The organism is Streptomyces sp. JH14 (genome assembly GCF_029428675.1).
Lineage (GTDB): Bacteria > Actinomycetota > Actinomycetes > Streptomycetales > Streptomycetaceae > Streptomyces.
This window is the reverse complement of record NZ_JAJNEL010000001.1, coordinates 4206705-4230886: the sequence shown is the minus strand read 5'-3', so window position 1 is coordinate 4230886 and position 24182 is coordinate 4206705. Positions and strand designations below refer to the sequence as shown.

Below are 24182 nucleotides of genomic sequence, written 5' to 3'. Positions count from 1 at the left end.
GGGTGCCGGGCCGGGGAGTCTTCACCGCTCCCGGCCCGGCACCCGTTCTCATGTGGCCATGGCCCTGGACCGTCCCGCGTACCGCATCAAACGGCATCTGCTCGGCAAGCCCCTCACCACCGAGCGCATCAGCGACGAGAAGCTGAACAACCGGACGGCGCTCGGGGTGCTCGCCTCCGACTGCATCAGCTCATCGGCGTACGGCTCCGAGGAGATGCTGCGGGTCCTCGTGCCCGTCGTCGGCGCGGCGGCCTTCACCCTGCTCATGCCGGTGACCGGCGCGATCCTGCTCGTCCTGCTGCTTCTGACGCTCTGTTACAGCGACGTCGTCATGATCTACACGCGGGCGGGCGGTTCGTATGTCGTCGCCCGGGAGAACTTCGGGCCGAACATCGCCCAGATCGCCGCCGTGGCACTGCTCGTCGACTACATCGTGACCGTCGCCGTCCAGGTGTCGGCCGGCACCAACGCCCTCATCTCGCTCGCCCATCTGGTCGGGGGCGGCTGGACCGGGCTGGACCATCTGCAGCTCCCGGTCTCCGCCGGGGTGATCGTGCTGCTCGCCTACGGGAATCTGCGGGGCGTGCGCGAGGCGGGCCGGACCTTCGCGCTGCCCGCCTATCTCTTCATGACCGCGGTCGGTCTGGTGCTCGTCGCCGCCGGAGTGCGCGCGCTGACGGGCGGGCTGCCGCACGCCGATCTGCACGCGGACGGGGTGGTGCCGCTGGGCACGCCGGGCAACGGCTGGCTGTACGGTGCCTCGCTCTTCATCGTGCTGCGCTCCTTCGCCAACGGCGGCTCGTCGCTCACCGGGCTGGAGGCGATCTCCAACGGCATCTCCGCTTTCCGCGAACCGCAGGGCCGCAACGCCCGCCGCACCCTCATCGTGATGAGCTGTGTGCTCGGCACCCTCGTCCTCGGCGTCTCCACCCTTGCGCACTTCACGCACGCCGTGCCGTACACCGACGGCACACCGACCGTCATCGCGCAGGAGGCCCATCTCGCCTTCGGCGGCGGGCCGTTGGGGACGATCGGGCTGGTCTTCGTGCAGCTGGCGACCGCACTGGTCCTCTATACGGGCGCCAACACCCCGTTCACCGGCTTCCCGTTCCTCGCCAGCTTCGTGGCTGCGGACCGGTTCCTGCCGCGGGTGCTGACCCGGCGCGGCCACCGGCTGGCGTTCTCCAACGGGATCATCTCGCTCACCGTCGTCTCTCTGGCGCTGCTGCTGGCGACCGGCGCCAGCGTGGACAGACTGGTGGCGCTGTACGCGATCGGCGTGTTCACCGCGTTCACCATGGCGGGATCCGGCCTCACGGCGTACCACCTACGCCGCCGCGAGCCCTACCGCCGGCTGAAGATCGCGGTCAATGGGCTGGCCGCGGTCATCTCGGCCGCCGTGGTGCTGATCTTCGCGGTCACCAAGTTCACCGAGGGCGCCTGGCTGGTCGTGGTGATCTTCCCGCTGGGCGTCTGGGGGCTCATGCGGATCAACCGCGAGTACCGGCGCGAGGCCGCCGCGCTGAAAAGCATCCAGGCCCCGGGCGCCGACCGGCCGCGGGTCCGGCGCCATCTCGTCTTCGTCCTCGTCGAGTCGCTGGACCTGGCCACGCTGAAGGCACTGCGGTACGCCCATGAGCTGCGCCCGGACGAGATCCGGGCGGTGCACTTCTCGATCGACGAGGCGCACGGCAGACGGCTGGCCGCGCAGTGGGAGGCGACGGCCGCCACCACCGTGTCGCTGGAGGTGGTGGCGTGCCCGGACCGGCGGCTGCGTCATGCGATGAGGGAGCTCGCGGCCCGCACCACCGCGGACGGCGAGACGTCGCTGACGGTGCTCGTGCCGAGGCGGCTGTACCCGAACGCGCTCGGGAAGATGCTGCACCGGGGCACCGGCGAGCAGATGGCCAAGGCGCTGGGGCAGCTGCCGAACGTGGCCGTGACGATCCTGCCGTTCGACGTCGCGCGGGCGCTGCGGACGCTGGAGGAGGGCGGGGCCCCTCAGCCCGACTGAGCCCGCACGGTCCGTCCGGGCCCGGACTCCCTCAGCCCGCCCGGTCCTCGGTCGCCTGCCGCTTCCGGGCGTCGTACGTCTCGCGGGCCGCGTGCACGGCGTCGAGGCGCCGCTCCGTCCAGCGGGCCAGCCCCCACACCTGCTCGGCCGCCTCCCTGCCCAGCTCGGTGAGCGTGTAGTCCACCCGCGGCGGGATCACCGGCCTGGCGTCGCGGTGCACGAAGCCGTCGCGCTCCAGCGTCTGCAGGGTCTGGGCCAGCATCTTCTCGCTGACGCCGTCGACCTCTCGGCGCAGTTCGCTGAAGCGGTAGGACCGCTCCAGCAGCGCGGCCAGGACCAGGACGCCCCAGCGACTGGTGACGTGTTCGAGCACCAGCCGGGACGGGCACATCCGCCGGTTCACATCCGGTGCCTTGCTTACGCTCATGCCAGTACCTTACTCCAAAGTGGGTACTTTCTCTTGGTTAGCGCTTCTCCTAGGGTGGCTGGACAGAGAGACCGAACAAGGATCAGCGCCACCAAAAGGGAGCAACCACCCATGAGCATCGTTGTCACCGGAGCCACCGGAGAGCTCGGCCGCCTCGTCGTCGACCGGCTGCTGGCCACCGTGCCCGCGAGCGAGATCGCCGCGGTCGTCCGCAACAAGGAGAAGGCCGCCGGCCTCGCCGCCCGCGGCGTCGAGCTCCGCATCGCCGACTACGACCGGCCCGAGACCCTCACCCCCGCCTTCAAGGCGGGGGACCGCGTCCTGCTCATCTCCGGCAGCGAGGTCGGCAGGCGCATACCCCAGCACACCGCCGTCATCGACGCGGCCGGAACGGTGGGTGTCGCGCAGCTCGCGTACACCGGCGTGCTCGGCGGCCCGGCCGCCGACTTCCGGCTGGCGGCCGAGCACAAGGTCACCGAACAGCTGATCCTCGACTCCGGCCTGCCGTACACCTTCCTGCGCAACGGCTGGTACACCGAGAACTACACGGCGAACCTCGCCCCGGTCCTGGAGCACGGCGCCGTCGTCGCCAACGCGGGCGACGGCCGGGTCGCCTCCGCCACGCGCGCCGACTACGCAGCCGCCGCGGCCGCCGTACTGACCGGCGAGGGTCACCTCGGCAGGACGTACGAGCTGAGCGGCGACGTCGCCTGGTCGCTGGCCGAGTACGCGGCCGAGGTGTCGAAGGCCACCGGCAAGGAGATCGCGTACAACGACGTCCCCGCCGCCGTGCACCAGGAGATCCTGGTCGGCGCCGGTCTGCCCGAGGGCTTCGCGGCGATCCTGGTCGACGTCGACGAGGCGATCGGACGCGGACTGCTCGCCGGAACGAGCGGTGATCTGGCCCGCCTGATCGGCCGCCCGACGACGCCGCTGACCGAGACGGTGGCCGCCGCGATCGCTGCCGCGTAGGGCGCATCGCCCCGACCCGGCCGGGTCCGATGTCATGACCGTATCCCGATACGGGTATGACACCGGGCCCTCGTGGCGATACCGTCGTGCAGTTGACGATGCAGCCGAACGGCTGACGCGAGGGATGCCGGGAGGGCCCGTGGCAGGGACGAACGAACAGCGGGCGGGCTTGCTGTCCGGTATCGGCGCCTACGGACTGTGGGGCATCGTCCCGCTGTTCTGGCCGCTGCTGAAGCCGTCCGGTGCGATCGAGATCCTCGCCCACCGCATGGTCTGGTCACTCGCCTTCGTCGGCATCGCGCTGCTCGTACTGCGCCGCTGGGCATGGATCGGCGAGCTGATGCGGCAGCCGAAGAAGCTGGCACTGATCACCTGCGCCGCGGCCGTGATCAGCGTCAACTGGGGGCTGTACATCTGGTCCGTGAACAGCGGCCATGTCGTCGAGGCATCGCTCGGCTACTTCATCAACCCGCTGGTCACCATCGCCATGGGCGTTCTGCTCCTCGGCGAACGCCTGCGCCCTGCGCAGTGGGTGGCGGTCGCCACGGGCGTACTGGCGGTGCTCGTGCTGGCGATCGGTTACGGGCGTCCGCCGTGGATCTCGCTGGTGCTCGCGTTCTCCTTCGCCACGTACGGCCTGGTGAAGAAGAAGGTCAACATGGGCGGCCTGGAGTCGCTCACCGCCGAGACCGCGGTGCTGTTCCTGCCCGCGCTCGGGTATCTGCTGTGGCTCGGTGCGCAGGGCGACGCGACGTTCGTCTCCGGCGGCACCGGCCATCCGGTGCTGCTCGCCGCGACCGGTGTCGTGACGGCCGCGCCGCTGGTCCTGTTCGGGGCGGCGGCGATCCGGGTTCCGCTCTCGACTCTGGGGCTGCTGCAGTATCTGGCCCCGGTCTTCCAGTTCGCCCTGGGCATCCTGTACTTCCACGAGGCGATGCCGCCCGAGCGGTGGGCCGGGTTCGCACTGGTGTGGCTGGCGCTCACGATGCTGACGTGGGACGCGTTCCGGACGGCGCGACGGACGAAGGCACAGGCGGCGAAGCTTGCGGCAACGGTACAGGCGACGCGGCCCCGGACCCGGCCGCAGCGGCGTTCACAGCCGCTTGCGGCGGACGCGGACACCGCCTCGTAAGCAGCCCGGGAGCGGTGACCGTCGCGCCGGGCGGCACCCTCGCCGCCGGCCCGGCGATCGCCGTCGCCGACGGCGTCCGGGACGACCGCGGTGGACCACCCGGACAGGACGTACGGCAGTCGGGCGACCGTAAGCGTGTCACGGTGAGTAAGCGCAATATTATCGGCTGCTTATATTTTCCTACCGTTTCATGACCCGAACTCGGTACCTCGCGAGACACTCTCGCGCACTCCTGCGGACGGCCACCGCCACCGCCGCCGTTTCCGCGCTCGTCTGCGCGGCCGCGCCCACCGCCCTGGCCGTCGACACCGTGCAGGTGGTGAACCCGTCCGGTCTCGGCCCGGGCAAACCCTGGCTCCGCCTCCAGGGCCAAGGCCAGGACGGCAACGAAGGCCGGACCCCGGGCATCCAGGAAATCGCCCCGAAGTCCGACCCGGTCCAGCTGAACGGCAGTCGCCATCTGGCCGTGACGAACGACCAGCAGTCCCAGGTGGCCCACGCCTTCAACTCGTCGGCGACGCCCGTGTCCCTGCAGTCGCTCCTCGATCAGGGCGTCTCGTACTGGGCCTACACGGACACACGATCCGATGACACCAACCTTGCGGACTTCGGGCCCAACCTCCAGTTCCCCTCCCGGTGCGGGGAAACCTTCACCACGCTGTCGCTCGAACCCGGCCGGAACGCGGACGCTCAGGGCAGCGACCTGCAGCCGGACACCTGGCAGAAGTACGAGCTGACCGGCGCGTCCATGATGCGCACCTCACAGGACGTCCCCGGCCATCCGGCCGGCACGGACGCCTCGCTGGCCGACTTCGCGGCGGCCTGCTCAGGGGCTTACGGAATCATCGCCGACGTCGGCCGGCTCGGTTTGAACACGGCCGGCCTCGACACGTACGTCGACGACATCACCGCCAACGGCACGACGTGGGACTTCGCCGAACCGGGTGACGGCCCCGGCCCGACGCCGTATCCCACCCCGAGCCACACCCGCCCGCCCCACGACTCCTGGTCGCCGCACGAGGGCCGACCGTCGCACGACACGTGGCCGTCGCACGAGGGCCGGCCGTCGCACGACGCATGGCCTCCCCATCACACGCGCCCGCCGCACCACACCGCATCCCCGTCGCCGACAACCACTGCCACCACGGCCCCGTCCCCCGCCCCCACCCCGACGACGACGCCCAAGCCCTGGCCCACCCACTCGAAGCACGACGACCACTCCTGGAACGGCGGAGGCAAGCACGACAACAACGGCAACCACGACTCCTGGAACGGCGGAGGCAAGCACGACAACAACGACAGCCACGACTCCTGGAACGGCGGAGGCAAGCACGACAACAACGACAGCCACGACTCCTGGAACGGCGGAGGCAAGCACGACAACAACGGCAACCACGACTCCTGGAACGGCGGAGGCAAGCACGACAACAACGGCAACCACGACTCCTGGAACGGCGGAGGCAAGCACGACAACAACGGCAACCACGACTCCTGGAACGGCGGAGGCAAGCACGACAACAACGACAGCCACGACTCCTGGAACGGCGGAGGCAAGCACGACAACAACGGCAACCACGACTCCTGGAACGGCGGAGGCAAGCACGACAACAACGACAGCCACGACTCCTGGAACGGCGGAGGCAAGCACGACAACAACGGCAACCACGACTCCTGGAACGGCGGAGGCAAGCACGACTCCTGGAGCGGGAAGGGCGGCAGCCACGGCTCCTGGAAGGGCAGCGGCAGCCACGGCGCACAGCCCATCGGACCGGTCGACGCGGGTGAGGGCGGCCTCAGCGCGGGCAAGACCGAAGCCGCACCTACGGGCATGCTCGGCACCGGACTGACCGCCACGAACCTGGCAGCCGCCGCTGCCGCGCTCCTCGCAGCCGCGACAGCTGCGATCCTCGGCCGCTTCCGGACCCTGCGCCGTCGGCGCGCCTGAGCGGTACCACCTCGCGGGAACGGCTGCTGCGGCGGCCGTTCCCGCCCCGGGTCCCGACCCGACCGTCGCCGCTCGCCGGTGGAGCGGGCCCGCGCGCCGGTTGCCGACCCACGGGTGCAACGACTAGGAACGGTTTCCATGACCCTGCACTGGAAGCTAGTCATCGACGCGACCGACCCGCACGGCCAGGCCGACTTCTGGGCCGGAACGCTCGGCTACCTGGTCGAGGACAACAGCCCGCTGATCGAGCGGCTGCTCGCCCTCGGAGCCGCACCGGAGGCGGCGACGATCGAATCGCACGGGCGCCTGGCCTGGCGCGACCTCGCTGCGGTTCGCCACCCGGGCGATCCGCACGAGGAGGAGAGCGGCATGGGCCTCGGGCGCCGGCTGCTGTTCCAGCGCGTACCGGAACCGAAAACCGGCAAGAACCGGCTCCACCTGGACGTGCACGCCGGCCCGGACCGCCGCGAGACAGAAGTGGTGCGGCTGGAGGGCCTGGGCGCGACGCGGCTGCACAAGGTGGAGGAACCGGGGGGCACATGGTGGGTGCTCGCCGATCCGGAAGGCAACGAGTTCTGCGTGCAGTGACCGGCCCGGAGACCATCACGGTCACCCGCTCTGCACAGTTCCTCCCACGATGTCCCCGGCGGCTCGCCGCCGCGCCCCGAAGCGCGACCGTCCGCGCAGGTCAGGGCCGTACGACCGGAGGGCGATCTCCCTAGGCTTGGCCCATGCCCATGCCTCCCGCACATGCCCTCGTCGCCACGGATCTGGACGGCACTCTGCTGCGCCCCGACGACACCGTGAGCCCCCGCTCCCGTGCCGCGCTCGCGCGGGCCACCGCGGCGGGGGCGCGGCACATAGTGGTCACCGGGCGGCCGGTGCCCGGCATACGGAGCCTGCTCGCAGGGCTGGACTACCGGGGTCCGGCGGTCTGCGGGCAGGGCACCCAGCTGTACGACGCCGGGTCCGGGCGCATGATCAGCGCGGCCACCCTGGACCGGGAGCTGGCCGACACCGCTCTCGGCAAGATCGAGGCACAGGTGGGCCCGGTCTTCGCGGCCGTGGACCAGGACGGAACCGACGGCCGGACGCTGATCGAGCCGGGCTATCTGATGCCGCATCCCGCGTTGCCCGCCGTGCGGATCGGTCGCCGCGAGGAGCTGTGGGCCGCGCCGATCATCAAGGTCCTCGTCCGTCACCCGGAGCTGACGGACGACGCCCTCGCCGAGGCCGCCCGCACGGTCGTCGGCGATCTGGCGACCGTCACCCTGTCCGGCCCCGGCACGGTCGAACTCCAGCCGTACGGCGTGGACAAGGGCACCGGGCTGGCGCTCGCCGCCGAGGTCCTGGGGCTGGATCCGGCGGCGGCGATCGCCTTCGGGGACATGCCCAACGATCTGCCGATGTTCCGCCGGTCCGGGTACGGCGTCGCGATGGCCGACGCCCATCCCGAACTGAAGGCGGCAGCGGACGAGGTGACGCTGTCGAACGGCGAGGACGGGGTCGCGACGGTGCTGGAGCGGCTGTTCGGCTGACGGCACGGAGGCATTGGCCTGCCACGGAAGGAGCGGGCCGCACCGGCCTCGGGCACCCGGACCGCCCTCCTGGTTCATGAATCCCCTGGGCAAATTCCATGCGTATGCATATAGTGCAGACGCGTGAAGCCGTCGTACGCCAGGCCGCCCGAGGAGCCCATCGCCATGACCGCTCGTTCGTTCCTGTTCCTGCTCGGCAGCAGCCGCGCCGACGGCAACACCGAGGATCTCGCCCGGCTCGCCGCCGAACAGCTGCCGACCGGGACCGAGCAGCGGTGGCTGAACCTGAGCGAGCCGGCGCTCCCCGATTTCGAGGACCTGCGGCACGAGGGCGACGGCAGCTATCCCGCACCCACCGGGCACGCAGCCACCCTGCTGGAGGCGACGCTCGGCGCGACCGATCTCGTGCTGGCGTCACCGCTGTACTGGTATGCCATGTCCACATCCACCAAGCGGTACCTGGACCACTGGTCGGGGTGGATGCGGGTGCCCGGCGTCGACTTCAGGGAGCGGATGACCGGACGCACCCTGTGGGGCGTCACCTCGCTCGCGACCGCCGACAGGAGCGTCGCCGAACCGGCGACCGGGACGCTGCGTACCATCGCCTCGTACATGCGGATGGAGTGGGGCGGGATGCTGCTGGGAACCGGCAACCGGCCCGGCGACGTGCTGAACGACCCGGCCACCACCGCCCACGCCAAGCACTTCTTCGGCTGACGCCGGACACCGGCCGCAGGAGCCTACGAAGCAGCGGCCTCCGGAGCGGCCGGCTCCGGGCCGACCGCCGCCGGAGCGGCCGGCTCCAGCTCCGCCCGGGCACCCAGCGAGCGCAATACATGCACGACCAGCGCCGCGATCGTCGCGTCGTCCTGCGGGGGCTTGCGCAGCACATGGCGGTAGTAGACCGGCCCGTAGAGCATCTCCACGGCCAGCGGAAGATTCGCGCCGGGCGGGATCTGCCCCTGCTCCTGGGCCTGACGCAGACGGGCCACCGCCGCCTCGAAGCGGGGTTCGATCAGCTGGGTGCGGACCGTTTCGGCGAGTTCGTCGTCATGGTGGATCTCGGAGAGGATCCCTGCGTACGCGGGGCCGAACGGCGGCGTGGAGAGCAGTCTCACCGCACCCGTCACATGGGTGCGGATGTCGGCGGCGATGTCACCGGTGTCGACGAACGGTGTGGCGTCGACCAGCGCCTCCGTGAACGCCTCCAGCAGCACCGCACTCTTTGACGGCCACCAGCGGTAGATCGTCTTCTTGCTGACGCCCGCCCGGCCCGCGATCGCCTCGATGGTGACGCGGCCGTATCCCTTCTCCGTGCACAGCGCGAGGGCGGCATCCAGGGTCGCCCGTCGTGATCGCTCGCTGCGGCGCAGAGAACTCGGCGATGTGATCATTCGGTGAGCATAGGGGTGTTCGGTCCCATCCTTGTTGACAGTTCGTCGCCAAAAGTCGAACAATACCCAGGCGGAAACGGAACGTGCCGTGTCGGGTCGTGCCCGCTGTTCGCACCGTTCGTGCCGTTCGTGCTGCGACGAGCCGATCGGGGGACGGCTCGCCCGGCCGACGGCACGGACGGAACCAACAACCGGCCGTGCGCGCCCGCCCGTTCAGGCGGTGATGTCCTTCGCCGTGAATCGCGCCCAGGCCGCCGAGCCGAACACCGCCACGTACAGACCCTGCAGCCCCAGGTTCTTGACCACCTGGTCCCAGTAGACGGGGTCGCGCAGCAGGTCCGCGAAGGACAGCCAGTAGTGCGGGAAGAGATACGGGTGGATGCCGCTCAGCTGCGGGATCGAGTCGAGGATCTGCACGGTGATCAGCACCCCGACCGTCGTGGCCATCGCCGCGATCCCGCTGCCGGTGAGCGTCGACACGAACAGCCCGAGCGCCGCGAATCCGGTCAGCGAGGCCGCCACGGCCACCGCGATCAGGCCGGCCCGCAGCAGACCCTCGCCGAAGCCGATCTGCGTCCCGGAGATCGTCGTGACCTCCCCGACCGGGAACAGCAGCGCCCCGACGGCGAGCGCCGACGCCGCCACGACCACCGTGGCGAGCAGGCAGAACACCAGCGTGGAGGCGTACTTGGCGAGCAGCAGCCGGGTCCGGCCGGCGGGGGCGACCAGCAGATAGCGCAGGGTGCCCGCACCGGCCTCACCTGCGATCGCATCGCCGGCGATGACGCCGACGGCCATCGGGAGGAAGACCGGGAGGGTCGCGGCGAGGGCGGCGAAAACCAGGAACAGGCCGTTGTTGGTCACCTGGGAGAGAAACGCCGGGCCGCCGTCCCCCCTGCCCGGACCCGTCGGCGACCCGTCGCCCGTCTCGATCTTCACCGCGATCCCGATCAGTACGGGAACGGCGGCCAGCACCCCGAGCAGCGCGAGCGTGCGCCAGCGGCGCAGTGTCGTGGCCAGTTCGGAGCGGAGGATCCCGAAGGTCCACAGCGGGTTGCGGGGCCGGTCCGCCCCGGTGCGTGCGACTGCTTCAGCCTGCGACATCGAATCCCTCTCCGGTGAGTGCGACGAAGGCGTCCTCCAGCGAGGCCCGTTCGACGCCGAACGACCGTACGCGCACCCCGCCGCGGACCAACGCCCCGTTCAGGTCGGCGAGTTCGACATCGCCCGGAGGGGCCTCGGCGCTGACCCGGTCGCCGTCGGCGGTGATGCCGGTGACGCCCAGCTCCTTGAGGATGCGGGCCGCGTCACCCGGGTCGGGGGTGGTGACGGCGAGCCGGCCGCGGGCGCCGGCCGCGAGGTCGGCGACCGGGCCCTGGATGACCAGCCGCCCCCGGGCCATCACGGCGGCGTGCGTGCAGACCTGCTCGATCTCGTCGAGGAGGTGGGAGGAGAGGAAGACGGTGGTGCCGTCGGCCGCCAGCTCCCGGACCAGGTTGCGGATCTCTCGCATCCCTTGCGGGTCGAGGCCGTTGGTCGGCTCGTCCAGGACGAGGAGTCGACGCGGCTGGAGGAGGGCGGCCGCCAGGCCGAGGCGCTGCTTCATGCCCAGCGAGTACGCCTTCGCCTTCTTGCCCGCCGCGGCGCCGAGCCCGACCCGGTCCAGCGCGGCCTCGACCCGGTCGCGGCGGGTGCGCGGATCGGCGGTCGGGTCGGCCGAGTCGTACCGTACGAGATTGTCCCGGCCGGTCAGGAACCCGTACAGGGCGGGCCCTTCGATCAGCGCTCCGACCTGCGGGAGCACGGTCCGGCCCGCGCCCGGCATGGGGTGGCCGAGCACCCGGGCGGTGCCCGACGTCGGGTCGATCAGGCCCATCAGCATCCGGATCGTGGTGGTCTTCCCGGAGCCGTTGGGCCCGAGGAAGCCGAAGACGCTGCCGTCGGGGACGCTGAGGTCGAGTCCGTCGACGGCGAGCTGACCGCCGCGGTAGCGCTTGGTCAGTCCGCGGGTCTCGATCACGGCCGTTCCGGTCCGGGGCTCCGCCTCGGACACGGTCACGGCACCGGGCTCTGTCATGCGTGACTCCCCAGGGGTCGGGTAACGGACCGCCCCGCCGTACGGAGCGTACGGCGGGGCGGTCGCGCGGTGCGAGAGGTGCTGGGACATGCGTGAACTGCCGGTACGTCAGGCGGCGTTGTCCGCTGCCCTGACGAGTTCGTCCTTGGTGACCAGACCGACGTAGACCTTGCCGTCGTCCGTCACCAGGGCGTTGACCAGGCGGGTCCTGAAGACCGTGCCCGAGCCGAACTTCCCGGTGACCTTGTCGCCGAACGAGTCCAGGAACTCCTGTGCCGCAGGCGGCGCGTCGCCGGACTTCGGTGACGTCGGGACCGCCTTTCCGCCCGGCGCCTCGATCTCCGCTATCGCGCTCCAGCCCTCGCCGATGACCTTCACGCCCTTGCCGCCGGCCAGCTCGTCCAGCCCGGCCGGGCCGCCGGGCACGGTGAAGTCCGGAGCCTGCTTCCCCGCCTTCTTCTCCGCCTTCGCCTCGTCGGCCTCGGTCACCTTGGCGCCCTTCGGCGGGGTGAACGTGAACGAGGAAGCAGCCGGAGCGCCGAAGTCGACGCTGGTGAACCCTGCGTCGACGGCCGCCTTCCCGCCGCTGCTCGGGGAGAGCGTGAACTTCAGCGGTACGCCGTTCTTCGCGTCGACCGCGACCGTGATCGCGCCGATCGTCGAGCCGCCCTGCCTGGGCTTGATGACCAGCTTGTACGCGTCGCGCCCGGCGACCTGCGCCGTGCCGTCGACCGTCACCGAGGTGGTGGGTCCGGCCATCTTCAGTGCCTCTTCGGCGAAGGCCTTCGGGGTCGCCGGAACGCCCTGAGAAGCCCTGGCCCCGTCGTGCTCCTCCGCTCGGCCCGAAGCCTTGTCCTCGGTCGCGTGGTACGCCTCGTTGGACTTGCTGTCGTACGCCCAGACCTGGTCCCCGTTGCGGATCACGCTGTACTCCGCGGCGCTGTCCAGTATCGAGACGCGCTGCTTGTCGGGGCCGTCGGCGGCCACCCGCAGGGTGTGCGTGCCGGAGGCGAGCTCCGTCAGCTTCTGCTGCGGGTCGGCGCTCGAACCGCCCTGTGGTCCGTCGCCGCCGCCCGGCAGCGCCAGGCCTGCGATCCCGCCCAGCGACGGGATGCCGAGGTCGGTGCTGATCTTCACCGTGCCGGAGAGCTGCTCGGTGTCCGACGCTGCGATCTTCTCGATGAGCTGCTGCGCAGTGATCTCCGGCAGATCGGGGTCACCGGTGTCCGCGAGCGCCGGGACCAGCCCGATCGTCGCGGCCGCCACCCCCGCCACCGCTACCGGGACGATGTAGCGCGCCGCCTTGCGGCGGCCGACCGTGGTGCCGGTGACCTCGTCCGCGGCGTTGCCGGTGGTCCCTGCGCTGTCGTTCGGTGCCATGTGTGCCCTACCTCCGTGGTCGGCGGCTTCCGTCGGATGCACTCGTCCACTCCGTGCCGCCATTCTCACCCGTTTTGGTCAGGAGTGGTTGTTCTCCATCTGACCAAAATCTTCCTGGCGAGGCGTCAGCCCGCGGGAGCAACTCCGCGTACCTCTGCGGTATGACACCGCCCACCCGTACCTCCCCCGACCCGTAGGGGTCCGGGCGGGGGCACGGGTGCACAGCTCGCCGGACGGGGTCAGCCCGCGCGGTGCACCACGAGGTCGCACAGTTCTTCCAGCGCGGACTTCGCGTAGCACGCCGGCAGCGGCGCCAGCGTCGCCCGCGCCTCCTGCGCGTACCGGATCGTGTCGCGCCGGGCCTGCTCCAGCGCGGGGTGCGCGCGCAGCCGGCAGAGCGCCTCGGCGAGCCGGTCGTCGTCGCCGAGATCGCCGTCGAGCAGCTCCAGCAGCTCCAGGTCGTCCGGCTTGCCGTCGGCGGCCGCCTGCGCCCGCAGATGCAGCACGGGGAGCGTCGGGATGCCCTCGCGCAGGTCCGTGCCGGGGGTCTTGCCGGACTCGTGGGTGTCGGAGGCGATGTCGAGCACGTCGTCGGCGAGCTGGAAGGCGACGCCGAGCCGTTCCCCGTACTGGGTGAGGATGTCGACGGCCGACTCGTCGGCGCCGGACATCATCGCGCCGAACCGGCAGGCCACGGCGATCAGCGAGCCGGTCTTGCCGCGCATCACCTCGAGGTAGTGCTCGACCGGGTCGCGGCCGTCGCGCGGGCCCGCGGTCTCCAGGATCTGGCCGGTGACCAGGCGCTCGAACGCCTCCGCCTGGATGCGGACGGCCTCCGGACCGAGGTCGGCCAGTATGTGCGAGGCACGGGCGAAGAGGAAGTCGCCGGTCAGCACGGCCACCGAGTTGCCCCACCGGGTGTTGGCGCTGTCGACCCCGCGGCGTACGTTCGCCTCGTCCATCACGTCGTCGTGGTAGAGCGTGGCGAGATGCGTCAGCTCGACCACCACGGCGGACGGCACGACACCCGGCGCGTCGGCGTCACCGAACTGGGACGCCAGCATCGCCAGCATCGGCCGGAAACGCTTGCCCCCCGCCCGTACGAGATGCTGCGCGGCCTCTGTGATGAACGGGACGTCGCTCTTGGTGGCATCGAGCAGCCCCGCCTCGACAGCGGCCAAACCGGTCTGGACATCGGCCTCAAGAGCCTGGTCCCGCACGCTCAGTCCGAACGGCCCGACGACGGTCACGAGGGGATCTCCTGTCTGCTGACGATCACACGGAATGTCGATGTGTCGCTGCCATCACTCAAGTCAGCGTATCCGGTCCCCTTTCGATCACCGTGGGCGCCTTCCCGCCACCGCCGGTATGTTCGGGTTCAGCTCATCCGATCAGGAGTTGTCCCTTGGTCCCACAGCGCCGCCGAAGCCGGACGGACCCGGCCGCCACCCGGCGACGGCCATGCCTCCTCCCGGCCGTTCCCGGGCCTCGTCCGGGCCCTGTCCGGGCCTCCCCCGGGCCGCCCGGGGACCGCGCGGGCCGGCACCGCCACGTCACGGCCTGCCGGCCGCGCGACGAGCTCCGGCCCGGTCCGGTACATACACGGCCGGCGTCACCTGGCCGGGCGTAACCACGACGCCGGTTTCCCGCCCGTGCCGGCCGGCACCGCCCCGCCGCACCCCGGCCCGGGCGCACCCTGCGTCCCGTCGCACCCCGTCCCCCGAGGTACGCCATGCACATCCGCACCCGGTTCCCGTACGACACGGCCCACGAGGACGTCTGGATCCCGCTGCCGGGCGGCACACAGCTCTACGCCCGGATCTGGCGTCCGGTCACCGACGAACCCGTGCCGGCGCTCCTCGAGTACCTGCCGTACCGGCTGAGCGACTGGACATCGGCGCGCGACCGGCAGCGCCACCCCTGGTACGCCGGCCACGGCTACGCCTGCGTACGGGTCGATCTGCGCGGGCACGGCAACAGCGAGGGGCTGCCGGGCGACGCGCACGACACCACGGAGCTGGCCGACGGGGTCGCCGTCGTCCACTGGCTGGCCCAGCAGGAGTGGTGCTCCGGCCGGGTCGGCATGCTGGGGATCTCCTGGGGCGGCTTCGACGCACTCCGGATCGCCGCGCTCGCCCCCGAGCCGCTGAAGGCGATCGTCGCGGTCTGTTCGTCCGACGACCGGTACGACAACGACGTCCACTACCTGGGCGGCTCGGTCCTCGCCGTCGAGATGCACGCCAGGGCGGCGGCGCTGCTGGCCTTCACCGCCCGGCCACCGGACCCGGCGTACGTCGGCGATGACTGGACGGACCTGTGGCTGAAGCGGCTCGAAGGGGTCGCCCCGTACATCCACACCTGGCTGGCACACCAGACCCGCGACGCCTACTGGACCCGGGGCAGTGCCCGCGAGGACTGCTCCGCCATCCAGGCGCATGTGCTCGCGGTGGGCGGCTGGCACGACCCGCACCGCGACACCGTCCTGCGGCTCGTCGAGCGCCTCGACCCGGCGAGGGTGCGCGGGCTGATCGGGCCGTGGTCGCACCAGTATCCGGACGGCGGCCTGCCGCCGGGGCCGTCGATCGGGTTCCTCCAGGAGACGCTGCGCTGGTGGGACCAGCACCTCAAGGACAAGGACACCGGCGTCATGTCCGAGCCGCTGCTGCGGTCCTGGATCAGCGGGTCGCACCGGCCCGCCACGGTGTACGAGTCGCTTCCCGGCCGGTGGGTCGGCGACACCGGCTGGCCCTCGGAGAACGTCACGCCCCTCACGTACGCCCTCCGGGGCGGGCCGCAGACCGTCCGCTCGCCGCAGCAGACCGGGCTGGACGCCGGGCGCTTCGTCCCGATCGGCAGCGACGCCGATCTGCCGCCCGACCAACGTGACGAGGACGCCAAGTCGGTCTCCTTCGAGTTCCCCGTCGAGAACGCCCCGATCGAGATCCTGGGACGTCCGAAGGTGAAGCTCCGGATCCGGATGGACGTACCGCGCGGCCAGGCGATCGCCCGGCTCTGCGACGTCGCACCCGACGGCTCCTCCACCCTCGTCACCCGCGGCTTCCTCAACCTGTCCGCCCGGCACGGCCTCGACCGCTCCGACGACTGGCCGGTGGGCGCCACGGAGGACGTCACGTTCGAGCTGAACGGCATCGGATACGCCTTCCCGCCCGGCCACCGGATCAGACTCGCCGTCTCCTCCTCGTACTGGCCGTGGATCTGGCCGCAGGCCGGTTCGGCGGGATTCACCCTGGACGCGGACGGCAGCTTCGTCGAACTGCCGGTGCGCCGCCGCACCGAGGATCCGCCCATCATGTTCGAGGAGGCGGAGCACTCGGAGCCGCTCGGCGTCGTCCAGCCGGTGACGCTCGACGAGCCGCGCCCCGAGCGCCTGGTGGTCCGCGACGTCGCCAAGGGTGAATGGCGGCTGGAGACCGACCCGCGCCACGGCGGCACGCGCGTCTACCCGGACGGTCTCGAAGTCACCGAGGACGCGGAGGAGACGTACACGATCCAGGAGGACGACCCGCTGTCCGCGCGCACCCGCTCCCGGTGGACGATCCGGCTCCACCGGCCGGAGACGGCCGAGGACGTGAAGTGGGACGTGAAGATCGAGACACGGTCCGAGATCAGTGCGGACGAGACCGACTTCCTCACCTTCGACGAGGTGGTGTGCACGGACGGCAGCGAGATCGTCTTCCACCGCACCTGGGAGAAGCGGATCGCGCGCACGGCGGGCTGAATCGGCTCCGCACCCTCTCCCACATGGGCGTACGAAGGAACTTTCCGGGCATCGGGCGTAGTTGGGGCACTGCCGCGAGACGGCCGCGTCGACGTAACGTGTCCCCCAAGCGACCTTGAAAGCGAGGCAGCAACAGATGCCCGAGCAGAGCAGTCCGCTCGATCTGGCCGAGGGCGACCCCTTCGGTCCGCACAACCTTCCGTACGGTGTGTTCTCCACGACCGGCCACCCCGGGGAGCGCCGGGTCGGCGTCCGCATCGGCAGCCACGTGCTGGACGCGGGGGCCGCGGCGCACGCGCTCGGCTCGCCCTACGCACAGCTCCTCGCCCAGCCGGACCTGACCGCGCTGCTCGCTGCCGGCCGCACCGCCTGGCGTGACGTCCGGCGGGCGCTCACCGCCTGGGTGACGGTCCCGGCCCACCGTGCCGACATCGAGCCGCTGCTGCACCCCGTCGACGCGGTGACGCTCCATCTGCCGTACGCCGTCGCGGACTACGTCGACTTCTACGCGAGCGAGAACCACGCCACCAACGTCGGGAAGATCTTCCGCCCGGACGGCGTCGCGCTCACCCCCAACTGGAAGCACCTCCCGATCGGCTACCACGGCCGGTCCGGCACCGTCGTCGTCTCCGGTACGGACGTGGTGCGCCCCTCGGGCCAGCGCAAGGCACCGTCCGACGCCGCCCCCGTCTTCGGCCCCTCCGTCAAGCTGGACATCGAGGCCGAGGTCGGCTTCGTGGTGGGGGTTCCCTCCGAGCAGGGCCGGCCGGTCGCACTCGGCGACTTCCGCGACCATGTCTTCGGGCTCTCGCTGCTCAACGACTGGTCGGCGCGCGACATCCAGGCGTGGGAGTACGTCCCGCTGGGACCGTTCCTCGGCAAGTCCTTCGCCACATCCGTATCGGCGTGGGTGACCCCGCTCGAGGCACTGGACGCGGCCCGGATCGCACCGCCCGCCCGGGACTTCCCGCTCCTCCCCTATCTGGAGGACGGGGGCGAGGACGAGCCCGGCGGCCTCGACCTGCGGATCACCGTCGCGATCAACGGGCAGCCGGTGGCCGAGCCGCCGTTCGCCACCATGTACTGGACGGCCGCCCAGATGCTGGCGCACATGACGGTGAACGGTGCGTCGCTGCGTACCGGCGATCTGTACGGCTCCGGCACCGTCAGCGGCACCGAGCCCGGCCAGCGCGGCTCGCTCCTCGAACTCACCTGGAACGGCCGCGACCCGCTGGACCTCCCGAACGGGAAGCGGACCTTCCTGGAGGACGGCGACGAGGTGACCCTGACGGCCTGGGCGCCGGGGCCGCACGGCACCCGGGTGGGTCTCGGCGAAGTGACGGGCCGAATCGTGCCGACACCATGACCCCGGCCCACCCGGGACTCACGCTCCCCGAGGAACTGCTGCTGCTCGCACTGGACCCGCAGCGGGGCAGACCGTACTGCCGCAACCGCTTCCTGGAGTACGGGATGGCGGGCGCGGTCCTCGCAGAGCTGGAGCTCCAGGGCCGGATCACCGAGCAGCTCGGCCGGATACGGGTGATCAACCCGCTGGCTCCCCAGGACCCGCTCCTCGCACAGGTCCTGGGGAGTCTGCCGGCCCCGGACAAGGGCGGATTCACCGGCGGCGTCAGCGCGAAGCGATGGATCCGGCGGACCGGCCGGCACGTCGAGGAGCTGTGCCTGGGCCACCTGGTCGGCCGCGCGGTCCTGCGCAGGGAGACCCACCGCTTCCTCGGCCTGCTGCCGTACCACCGCCACCCGGCGGCGGCCCCGGACCTGCCGGCCGCGGTCCGGGAACGCTTCACGGCCGCCCAGACGGCCGGCTTCCCAGACCCTCGCAGCCGCACACTGGCCGCGCTGGTCTCGGCGATCGGTCTGTCGAGCGCGGTGGCGCAGGGCGGCTGGAGGGCCCGTTCGGCGATGCGCGACCTCGTACACCAGGAGTGGACCGCGCACGCGGTGCACCGGAACGTCCGTCAGGACAAGGCGAACGGGAGCGGCGGGAGCGCGGGCGGCAGCGGAGGAAGCAGCGACGACGGCGACTGACCGCGGGCAGGGCCACGGGTGCAGGGGCTGACCGCGGCGTGAGGCGGTCAGCCCCGGTCGGGGCCCGATCCGGTTTCCGGCGCACACGCCCCGGACAGCCGCGGGACTGTCCGGCACCGCCCGGCCCCGGGCTCACTCATACTCGGGCGGCTCCTCGTCCCAGCCGAACTCGGGGTCCGCATCCGGGACCGCGGGTGCGACCGGGCGCGGGGCCGCCGGCTGACGGGTAGCCCCCACCCGATGCGCGGCCGGCTCCCCGTCGCCCGGCGCGGGCGCCCCGGCCGCCCCGAGCGACGCGAGCACCTCCAGCACCCCCTCCCCGTACGTCACCAGCTTCTTCTCGCCGAGGCCGCTGACCGTGCCCAGCTCGGCCAGGGAGGCGGGGCGCACGGACGCGATCTCGCGCAGCGTCGCGTCGTGGAAGATGACGTACGCCGGAACGCCCTGCTCCTTCGCCCGTGCGCCGCGCCAGGCGCGCAGTGCCTCGAAGACCGGTACGGCCTCCGGGGCCAGCTCGGCGACGGCCGCCGACGCCTTCGGGCTCCGCTCACCCTTCGAGGACCGCGACGCGGGCTTCGGCGCCTCCTTGCGCAGCCGTACCTCCCGCTCCCGGCCGAGCACCGAGCCGCTCTCCCCGGTCAGCACCAGCGTGCCGTACTCGCCCTCGACCTCCAGCAGCCCCTGGGCCAGCAACTGCCGCACCACGCCCCGCCATTCCGCCTCGGACAGCTCTGCGCCGATGCCGAACACCGACAGCTGGTCGTGGTCGAACTGGATGACCTTCGCGGTCTTGCGGCCCAGCAGGATGTCGATGACCTGGCCCGCGCCGAACTTCTGGCCCCGCTCCCGCTTCAGCCGCACCACGGCGGACAGCAGCTTCTGCGCGGCCACCGTGCCGTCCCAGGTCTCGGGCGGGGTCAGGCAGGTGTCGCAGTTGGCGCAGGCCGCCTTCTGCGGATCCTGGCCGAAGTACGTCAGCAGCCGGGCGCGGCGGCAGTCGGCGGTCTCGCACAGGGCGAGCATCGCGTCGAGGTGGGCGGCCGCGCGACGGCGGAACGCCTCGTCGCCCTCACCGCCCTGGATCAGCTTGCGCTGCTGCACGACGTCCTGGAGGCCGTACGCCATCCAGGCCGTGGACGGCAGCCCGTCGCGGCCCGCGCGGCCGGTCTCCTGGTAGTAGCCCTCGACGGACTTCGGCAGGTCGAGGTGGGCGACGAACCGCACGTCCGGCTTGTCGATGCCCATCCCGAACGCGATCGTCGCGACGACGATCAGGCCGTCCTCGCGCAGGAACCGTGCCTGGTGGCGCGCCCGCGTCCCGGCGTCCAGACCCGCGTGGTACGGCACTGCCTCGATGCCGTTGCGGCAGAGGTACTCGGCGGTCTTCTCCGTCGAGGCGCGCGAGAGGCAGTAGACGATGCCCGCGTCCCCGGCGTGCTCCTCCTTGAGGAAGGTCAGCAACTGCTTCTTGGGGTCGGACTTCGGCACGATCCGGTACTGGATGTTGGGCCGGTCGAAGCTGGCCACGAAGTGCTTCGCACCGGGCATGCCGAGGCGCTGGGTGATCTCCTGGTGCGTGGCGTTCGTCGCCGTCGCGGTCAGGGCGATCCGCGGTACGTCGGGCCAGCGCTCGCCGAGCACGGACAGGGCCAGATAGTCCGGCCGGAAGTCGTGGCCCCACTGGGCGACGCAGTGTGCCTCGTCGACGGCGAAGACGGAGATGCTGCCGCGTGCGAGCAGATCGAGCGTGGAGTCCAGGCGCAGCCGCTCCGGCGCCAGGTAGAGCACGTCGAGCTCGCCGGCGAGGAACTCGGCCTCGCGCACCCGGCGTTCGTCGAAGTCCAGCGTGGAGTTGATGAATCCGGCGCGCACACCGAGCGCCCGCAACGCGTCCACCTGGTCCTGCATGAGGGCGATCAGCGGCGAGATCACCACGCCCGTACCGGGTCGGACGAGGGCCGGGATCTGGTAGCAGAGGGACTTTCCGCCACCGGTCGGCATCAGGACGACGGCGTCTCCGCCCGCCACCACATGGTCGACGACCGCTTCCTGCTCGCCGCGGAACGCCTCGTACCCGAACACCCGGTGCAGCGTCCGCTGCGCCTCGCTCTCGGTGCTCTCGGTCACGTCCATGGTCACGCCCGTCCCGCCCATCGCTCTCCCCGGGGGTCTGCCCTGTTCTGTCCTGCGCCGTCCCCTGCCACCATAGGCGCCGGGTACGACAACGCCGGACGGGCTTGACTTCCTGTGCCCGTCCGGCGCTCTCGCAGTGTCTCCGTGTTACCGCACGAACACTCCCGCCTGGCTCGCCAGGTCCAGGAAGTACTGTGGCGCCAGGCCCAGCACCAGCGTGACCGCGACGCCGACCGCGATGGTCGTCATCGTCAGCGGCGACGGGACGGCGACCGTCGGGCCGTCCGCCTTCGGCTCGCTGAAGAACATCAGCACGATGACCCTGATGTAGAAGAACGCGGCGATCGCGGACGAGATCACACCGACCACGACCAGGCCGCCGGCGCCGCCCTCCGCCGCCGCCTTGAAGACCGCGAACTTTCCGGCGAAGCCCGACGTCAGCGGGATACCGGCGAACGCCAGGAGATACACCGCGAAGACCGCGGCGACCAGCGGTGAGCGCCGGCCGAGCCCGGCCCACTTCGACAGGTGCGTCGCCTCGCCGCCCGCGTCGCGCACCAGGGTGACGACGGCGAACGCGCCGACCGTCACGAAGGAGTACGCGCCCAGGTAGAAGAGCACCGAGGAGATGCCACTGGGGGTGGTCGCGATGACACCGGCGAGAATGAACCCGGCGTGCGCGATGGACGAGTAGGCCAGCAGCCGCTTGATGTCGGTCTGGGTGATGGCGACGATCGCACCGCCCAGCATCGTGACGATGGCGACGGCCCACATGACCGGCCGCCAGTCCCAGCTGAGGCCCGGAAGCACCACGTACAGCAGACGCAGCAGTGCGCCGAACGCGGCGACCTTCGTGGCCGCGGCCATGAAGCCGGTGACCGGGGTCGGGGCGCCCTGGTAGACGTCCGGCGTCCACATGTGGAACGGGACGGCACCGACCTTGAAGAGCAGCCCGGTCAGGATCATCGCGCCGCCGATCAGCAGCAGCACGTCGTTGCCCATGGTGTCGGCGAGCGCCGGGTCGATCTGGGGGACGGAGCCGTCGACCACCTGGGCGATCGCGGCGTACGAGACGGAGCCCGCGTACCCGTACAGCAGGGCGATCCCGAAGAGCAGGAACGCCGACGAGAAGGCGCCGAGCAGGAAGTACTTCACGGCCGCCTCCTGCGACATCAGCCGCTTGCGGCGGGCGACGGCGCACAGGAGGTACAGCGGGAGGGAGAAGACCTCCAGGGCCACGAAGAGCGTCAGCAGATCGTTGGCCGCCGGGAAGACCAGCATGCCGGCCACCGAGAAGAGCAGCAGCGGGAAGACCTCGGTGGTGGTGAACCCGGCCTTGACCGCGGCCTGCTCGCTCTCGCCGCCGGGGACGGACGCGGCCTGTGCGGCGAACGAGTCGACGCGGTTGCCGTGCGCCACGGGGTCGAGCCGCCGCTCGGCGAAGGTGAAGACGGCGACCAGCGACGTCAGCAGGATGGTGCCCTGCAGGAACAGCGCGGGTCCGTCGACGGCGACGGCGCCCATCGCGGCGAGGTGCGCCTTCGTCGTGCCGTACCCCCCGGCCGCGAGGCCGACGACCGCGGCGAACGCGGCGGCGAGGGCGACGACGGCCAGGAAGACCTGCGTGTAGTAGCGGGCCCGGCGCGGCACGAAGGCCTCGACGAGTACGCCGACGACGGCGACACCGATCACAATGAGGACCGGGGCCAGCTGGGCGTACTCGATGACGGGTGCCTTGAACTTCTCGTCCGGGGCGGCCGTTGTCACCCCGCCCGCCATTGTCCACAGGCTGTGGACAGCTGTTGCGCTCACTTGGCGGCCTCCACCTCGGGCTGGGGGTCCTTCTTCTGGACGTCCGACAGGGTGTGCTGCACCGCGGGGTTGACGATCTCCGTCAGCGGCTTCGGATAGACGCCCAGGAAGATCAGCAGCGCGATCAGCGGGACGACCACCACCAGCTCCCGGGCCTTGAGGTCGGCCATGCCCTGGACCTCGGCCTTCACCGGGCCCGTCATCGTCCGCTGGTAGAGGACGAGGACGTAGAGCGCGGCGAGCACGATCCCGGTGGTGGCGACGATGCCGGCCGCGGGATAGGAGCTGAACGTCCCGACCAGGACCAGGAATTCGCTGACGAACGGAGAGAGCCCGGGCAGCGACAGCGTGGCGAGACCGCCGATCAGGAAGGTGCCGGCCAGGACCGGCGCCACCTTCTGCACCCCGCCGTAGTCGGCGATGAGCCGCGAGCCGCGCCGGGTGATCAGGAAGCCGGCCACCAGCATCAGCGCGGCGGTCGAGATTCCGTGGTTGACCATGTAGAGCGTGGCGCCCGACTGGCCCTGGCTGGTCATCGCGAAGATGCCCAGGATGATGAAGCCGAAGTGCGAGATCGACGCGTAGGCGATCAGCCGCTTGATGTCGCGCTGGCCGACGGCGAGGAGCGCCCCGTACACGATGCTGATCAGTGCCAGCACCAGGATCACCGGCGTCGCCCACTTGCTGGCCTCCGGGAACAGCTGGAGGCAGAAGCGGAGCATCGCGAAGGTGCCGACCTTGTCGACGACCGCGGTGATCAGGACGGCGACCGGGGTGGTCGCCTCGCCCATGGCGTTGGGCAGCCAGGTGTGCAGCGGCCAGAGCGGGGCCTTCACCGCGAAGGCGAAGAAGAACCCGAGGAACAGCCAGCGTTCGGTGCTGGTCGCCATGGAGAGCGAGCCGTTGGCGCGGGCCTCGGCGATCTCGGAGAGCGAGAAGGTGCCCGCGACGACGTACAGGCCGATGACGGCGGCCAGCATGATGAGCCCGCCGACCAGGTTGTAGAGGAGGAACTTGACGGCCGCGTACGAACGTTGTGCCGCGGCGTTCTCGTCGCTGCCGGCGTGGGCCCGGTCCCCGAAACCGCCGATGAGGAAGTACATCGGGATGAGCATGGCTTCGAAGAGGATGTAGAAGAGGAAGACGTCGGTGGCCTCGAAGGAGAGGATCACCATCGCTTCGACCATCAGGATCAGAGCGAAGAAGCCCTGGGTGGGACGCCAGCGCGAGGACTTCGTCTCCAGGGGGTCGGCGTCGTGCCAGCCGGCCAGGATGACGAACGGGACCAGCAGGGCCGTGAGCGCGAGGAGCGCCACCCCGATGCCGTCCACGCCCAGTTCGTACCGGACGCCGAAGTCCTTGATCCAGGCGTGCGATTCGGTGAGCTGATAGCGCGCGCCGCCGGGCTCGAAGCGGGCGAGCGCGATGCCCGCCAGTACGAGCGTGGCCAGCGAGAAGAGCAGCGCCAGCCATTTGGCGGCGGTGCGCCGGGCGGCCGGGACGGCGGCGGTGGCGATCGCGCCGATCGCCGGGAGCGCCGCCGTCGCTGTCAGGAGGGGAAAGGACATGT

19 protein-coding genes are annotated in these 24182 nt (G+C 71.2%); 10 read left to right on the top strand and 9 right to left on the bottom strand.

From position 1 onward, the window contains the following. Nucleotides 1-58 precede the first annotated feature (58 nt). Nucleotides 59-2014: an APC family permease gene (locus LRD69_RS19105; RefSeq protein WP_277327799.1), complete on the top strand. Its 1956-nt coding sequence runs from the start codon at nt 59-61 to the stop codon at nt 2012-2014. Between the two features lie 31 nt (nt 2015-2045). On the opposite strand, the gene LRD69_RS19100 is transcribed toward LRD69_RS19105, so the two are convergent. Beyond that, nucleotides 2046-2441 carry a helix-turn-helix domain-containing protein gene (locus LRD69_RS19100; protein ID WP_277327798.1) on the bottom strand — a complete coding sequence of 132 codons (396 nt, stop codon included), beginning with the start codon at nt 2439-2441 and terminating at the stop codon, nt 2046-2048. A 111-nt stretch (nt 2442-2552) separates the two neighbouring features. Between LRD69_RS19100 and LRD69_RS19095 the strand changes: the two genes are divergently transcribed. The 6 genes from LRD69_RS19095 to LRD69_RS19070 all read left to right on the top strand — a co-directional run bounded on the left by LRD69_RS19095 (nt 2553) and on the right by LRD69_RS19070 (nt 8745). After that, nucleotides 2553-3413, top strand: coding sequence for an SDR family oxidoreductase (locus LRD69_RS19095; RefSeq protein ID WP_277327797.1), 861 nt, complete (start codon nt 2553-2555; stop codon nt 3411-3413). Nucleotides 3414-3552: 139 nt separating this feature from the next. Continuing rightward, on the top strand, nt 3553-4545 hold the full coding sequence (gene rarD, locus LRD69_RS19090) for an EamA family transporter RarD (protein WP_277327796.1): 993 nt from the start codon (nt 3553-3555) through the stop codon (nt 4543-4545). 190 nt (nt 4546-4735) lie between these two features. Next, nucleotides 4736-6490, top strand: coding sequence for a hypothetical protein (locus LRD69_RS19085; protein ID WP_277327795.1), 1755 nt, complete (start codon nt 4736-4738; stop codon nt 6488-6490). A 138-nt stretch (nt 6491-6628) separates the two neighbouring features. After that, nucleotides 6629-7078, top strand: coding sequence for a VOC family protein (locus LRD69_RS19080; RefSeq protein ID WP_277327794.1), 450 nt, complete (start codon nt 6629-6631; stop codon nt 7076-7078). 143 nt (nt 7079-7221) lie between these two features. Continuing rightward, nucleotides 7222-8028: an HAD family hydrolase gene (locus LRD69_RS19075; RefSeq protein ID WP_277327793.1), complete on the top strand. Its 807-nt coding sequence runs from the start codon at nt 7222-7224 to the stop codon at nt 8026-8028. 165 nt (nt 8029-8193) lie between these two features. Beyond that, nucleotides 8194-8745: an NAD(P)H-dependent oxidoreductase gene (locus LRD69_RS19070; protein WP_277327792.1), complete on the top strand. Its 552-nt coding sequence runs from the start codon at nt 8194-8196 to the stop codon at nt 8743-8745. 23 nt (nt 8746-8768) lie between these two features. Here the strand turns inward: LRD69_RS19070 and LRD69_RS19065 are convergent, their stop codons facing one another. The 5 genes from LRD69_RS19065 to LRD69_RS19045 form a co-directional block, all read right to left on the bottom strand. Then, complete coding sequence (locus LRD69_RS19065) at nt 8769-9422, bottom strand: TetR/AcrR family transcriptional regulator (protein ID WP_277327791.1); 654 nt, start codon at nt 9420-9422, stop codon at nt 8769-8771. Between the two features lie 213 nt (nt 9423-9635). Further along, nucleotides 9636-10526: an ABC transporter permease gene (locus LRD69_RS19060; RefSeq protein ID WP_277327790.1), complete on the bottom strand. Its 891-nt coding sequence runs from the start codon at nt 10524-10526 to the stop codon at nt 9636-9638. Beyond that, nucleotides 10513-11499, bottom strand: coding sequence for an ABC transporter ATP-binding protein (locus LRD69_RS19055; protein ID WP_277327789.1), 987 nt, complete (start codon nt 11497-11499; stop codon nt 10513-10515). Before LRD69_RS19055 ends, LRD69_RS19060 begins: the two co-directional genes overlap by 14 nt. 108 nt (nt 11500-11607) lie before the next feature. Beyond that, the gene (locus tag LRD69_RS19050; protein ID WP_277327788.1) at nt 11608-12879 is read right to left on the bottom strand and encodes a DUF2092 domain-containing protein; all 1272 of its coding nucleotides are present in this window, start codon (nt 12877-12879) and stop codon (nt 11608-11610) included. Between the two features lie 239 nt (nt 12880-13118). Continuing rightward, a complete protein-coding gene (locus tag LRD69_RS19045; protein ID WP_277327787.1) occupies nt 13119-14129 on the bottom strand; it encodes a polyprenyl synthetase family protein in 1011 nt (336 codons plus the stop codon). A 482-nt stretch (nt 14130-14611) separates the two neighbouring features. On the opposite strand from LRD69_RS19045, the gene LRD69_RS19040 reads away from it, so the two are divergent. From LRD69_RS19040 to LRD69_RS19030, 3 genes are all read left to right on the top strand, one after another. Further along, a complete protein-coding gene (locus LRD69_RS19040; RefSeq protein WP_277327786.1) occupies nt 14612-16618 on the top strand; it encodes a CocE/NonD family hydrolase in 2007 nt (668 codons plus the stop codon). Nucleotides 16619-16754: 136 nt separating this feature from the next. Next, nucleotides 16755-17984 (top strand): fumarylacetoacetase, encoded by a 1230-nt coding sequence (fahA, locus tag LRD69_RS19035; RefSeq protein WP_277327785.1) that lies wholly within the window; start codon nt 16755-16757, stop codon nt 17982-17984. Then, entirely contained in the window at nt 17981-18667 is a 687-nt protein-coding gene (locus LRD69_RS19030) for a GPP34 family phosphoprotein (protein WP_277327784.1), read from the top strand. Before fahA ends, LRD69_RS19030 begins: the two co-directional genes overlap by 4 nt. Nucleotides 18668-18799: 132 nt before the next feature. Here the strand turns inward: LRD69_RS19030 and recQ are convergent, their stop codons facing one another. The 3 genes from recQ to LRD69_RS19015 all read right to left on the bottom strand — a co-directional run bounded on the left by recQ (nt 18800) and on the right by LRD69_RS19015 (nt 24180). Next, nucleotides 18800-20800 carry a DNA helicase RecQ gene (gene recQ / locus LRD69_RS19025; RefSeq protein ID WP_277327783.1) on the bottom strand — a complete coding sequence of 667 codons (2001 nt, stop codon included), beginning with the start codon at nt 20798-20800 and terminating at the stop codon, nt 18800-18802. A 147-nt stretch (nt 20801-20947) separates the two neighbouring features. Next, nucleotides 20948-22612 (bottom strand): NADH-quinone oxidoreductase subunit NuoN, encoded by a 1665-nt coding sequence (gene nuoN, locus LRD69_RS19020; protein WP_277327782.1) that lies wholly within the window; start codon nt 22610-22612, stop codon nt 20948-20950. Continuing rightward, nucleotides 22609-24180, bottom strand: coding sequence for an NADH-quinone oxidoreductase subunit M (locus LRD69_RS19015; RefSeq protein ID WP_277327781.1), 1572 nt, complete (start codon nt 24178-24180; stop codon nt 22609-22611). The genes nuoN and LRD69_RS19015 overlap by 4 nt, the downstream gene beginning before the upstream one ends. Between the last annotated feature and the right edge of the window lie 2 nt (nt 24181-24182).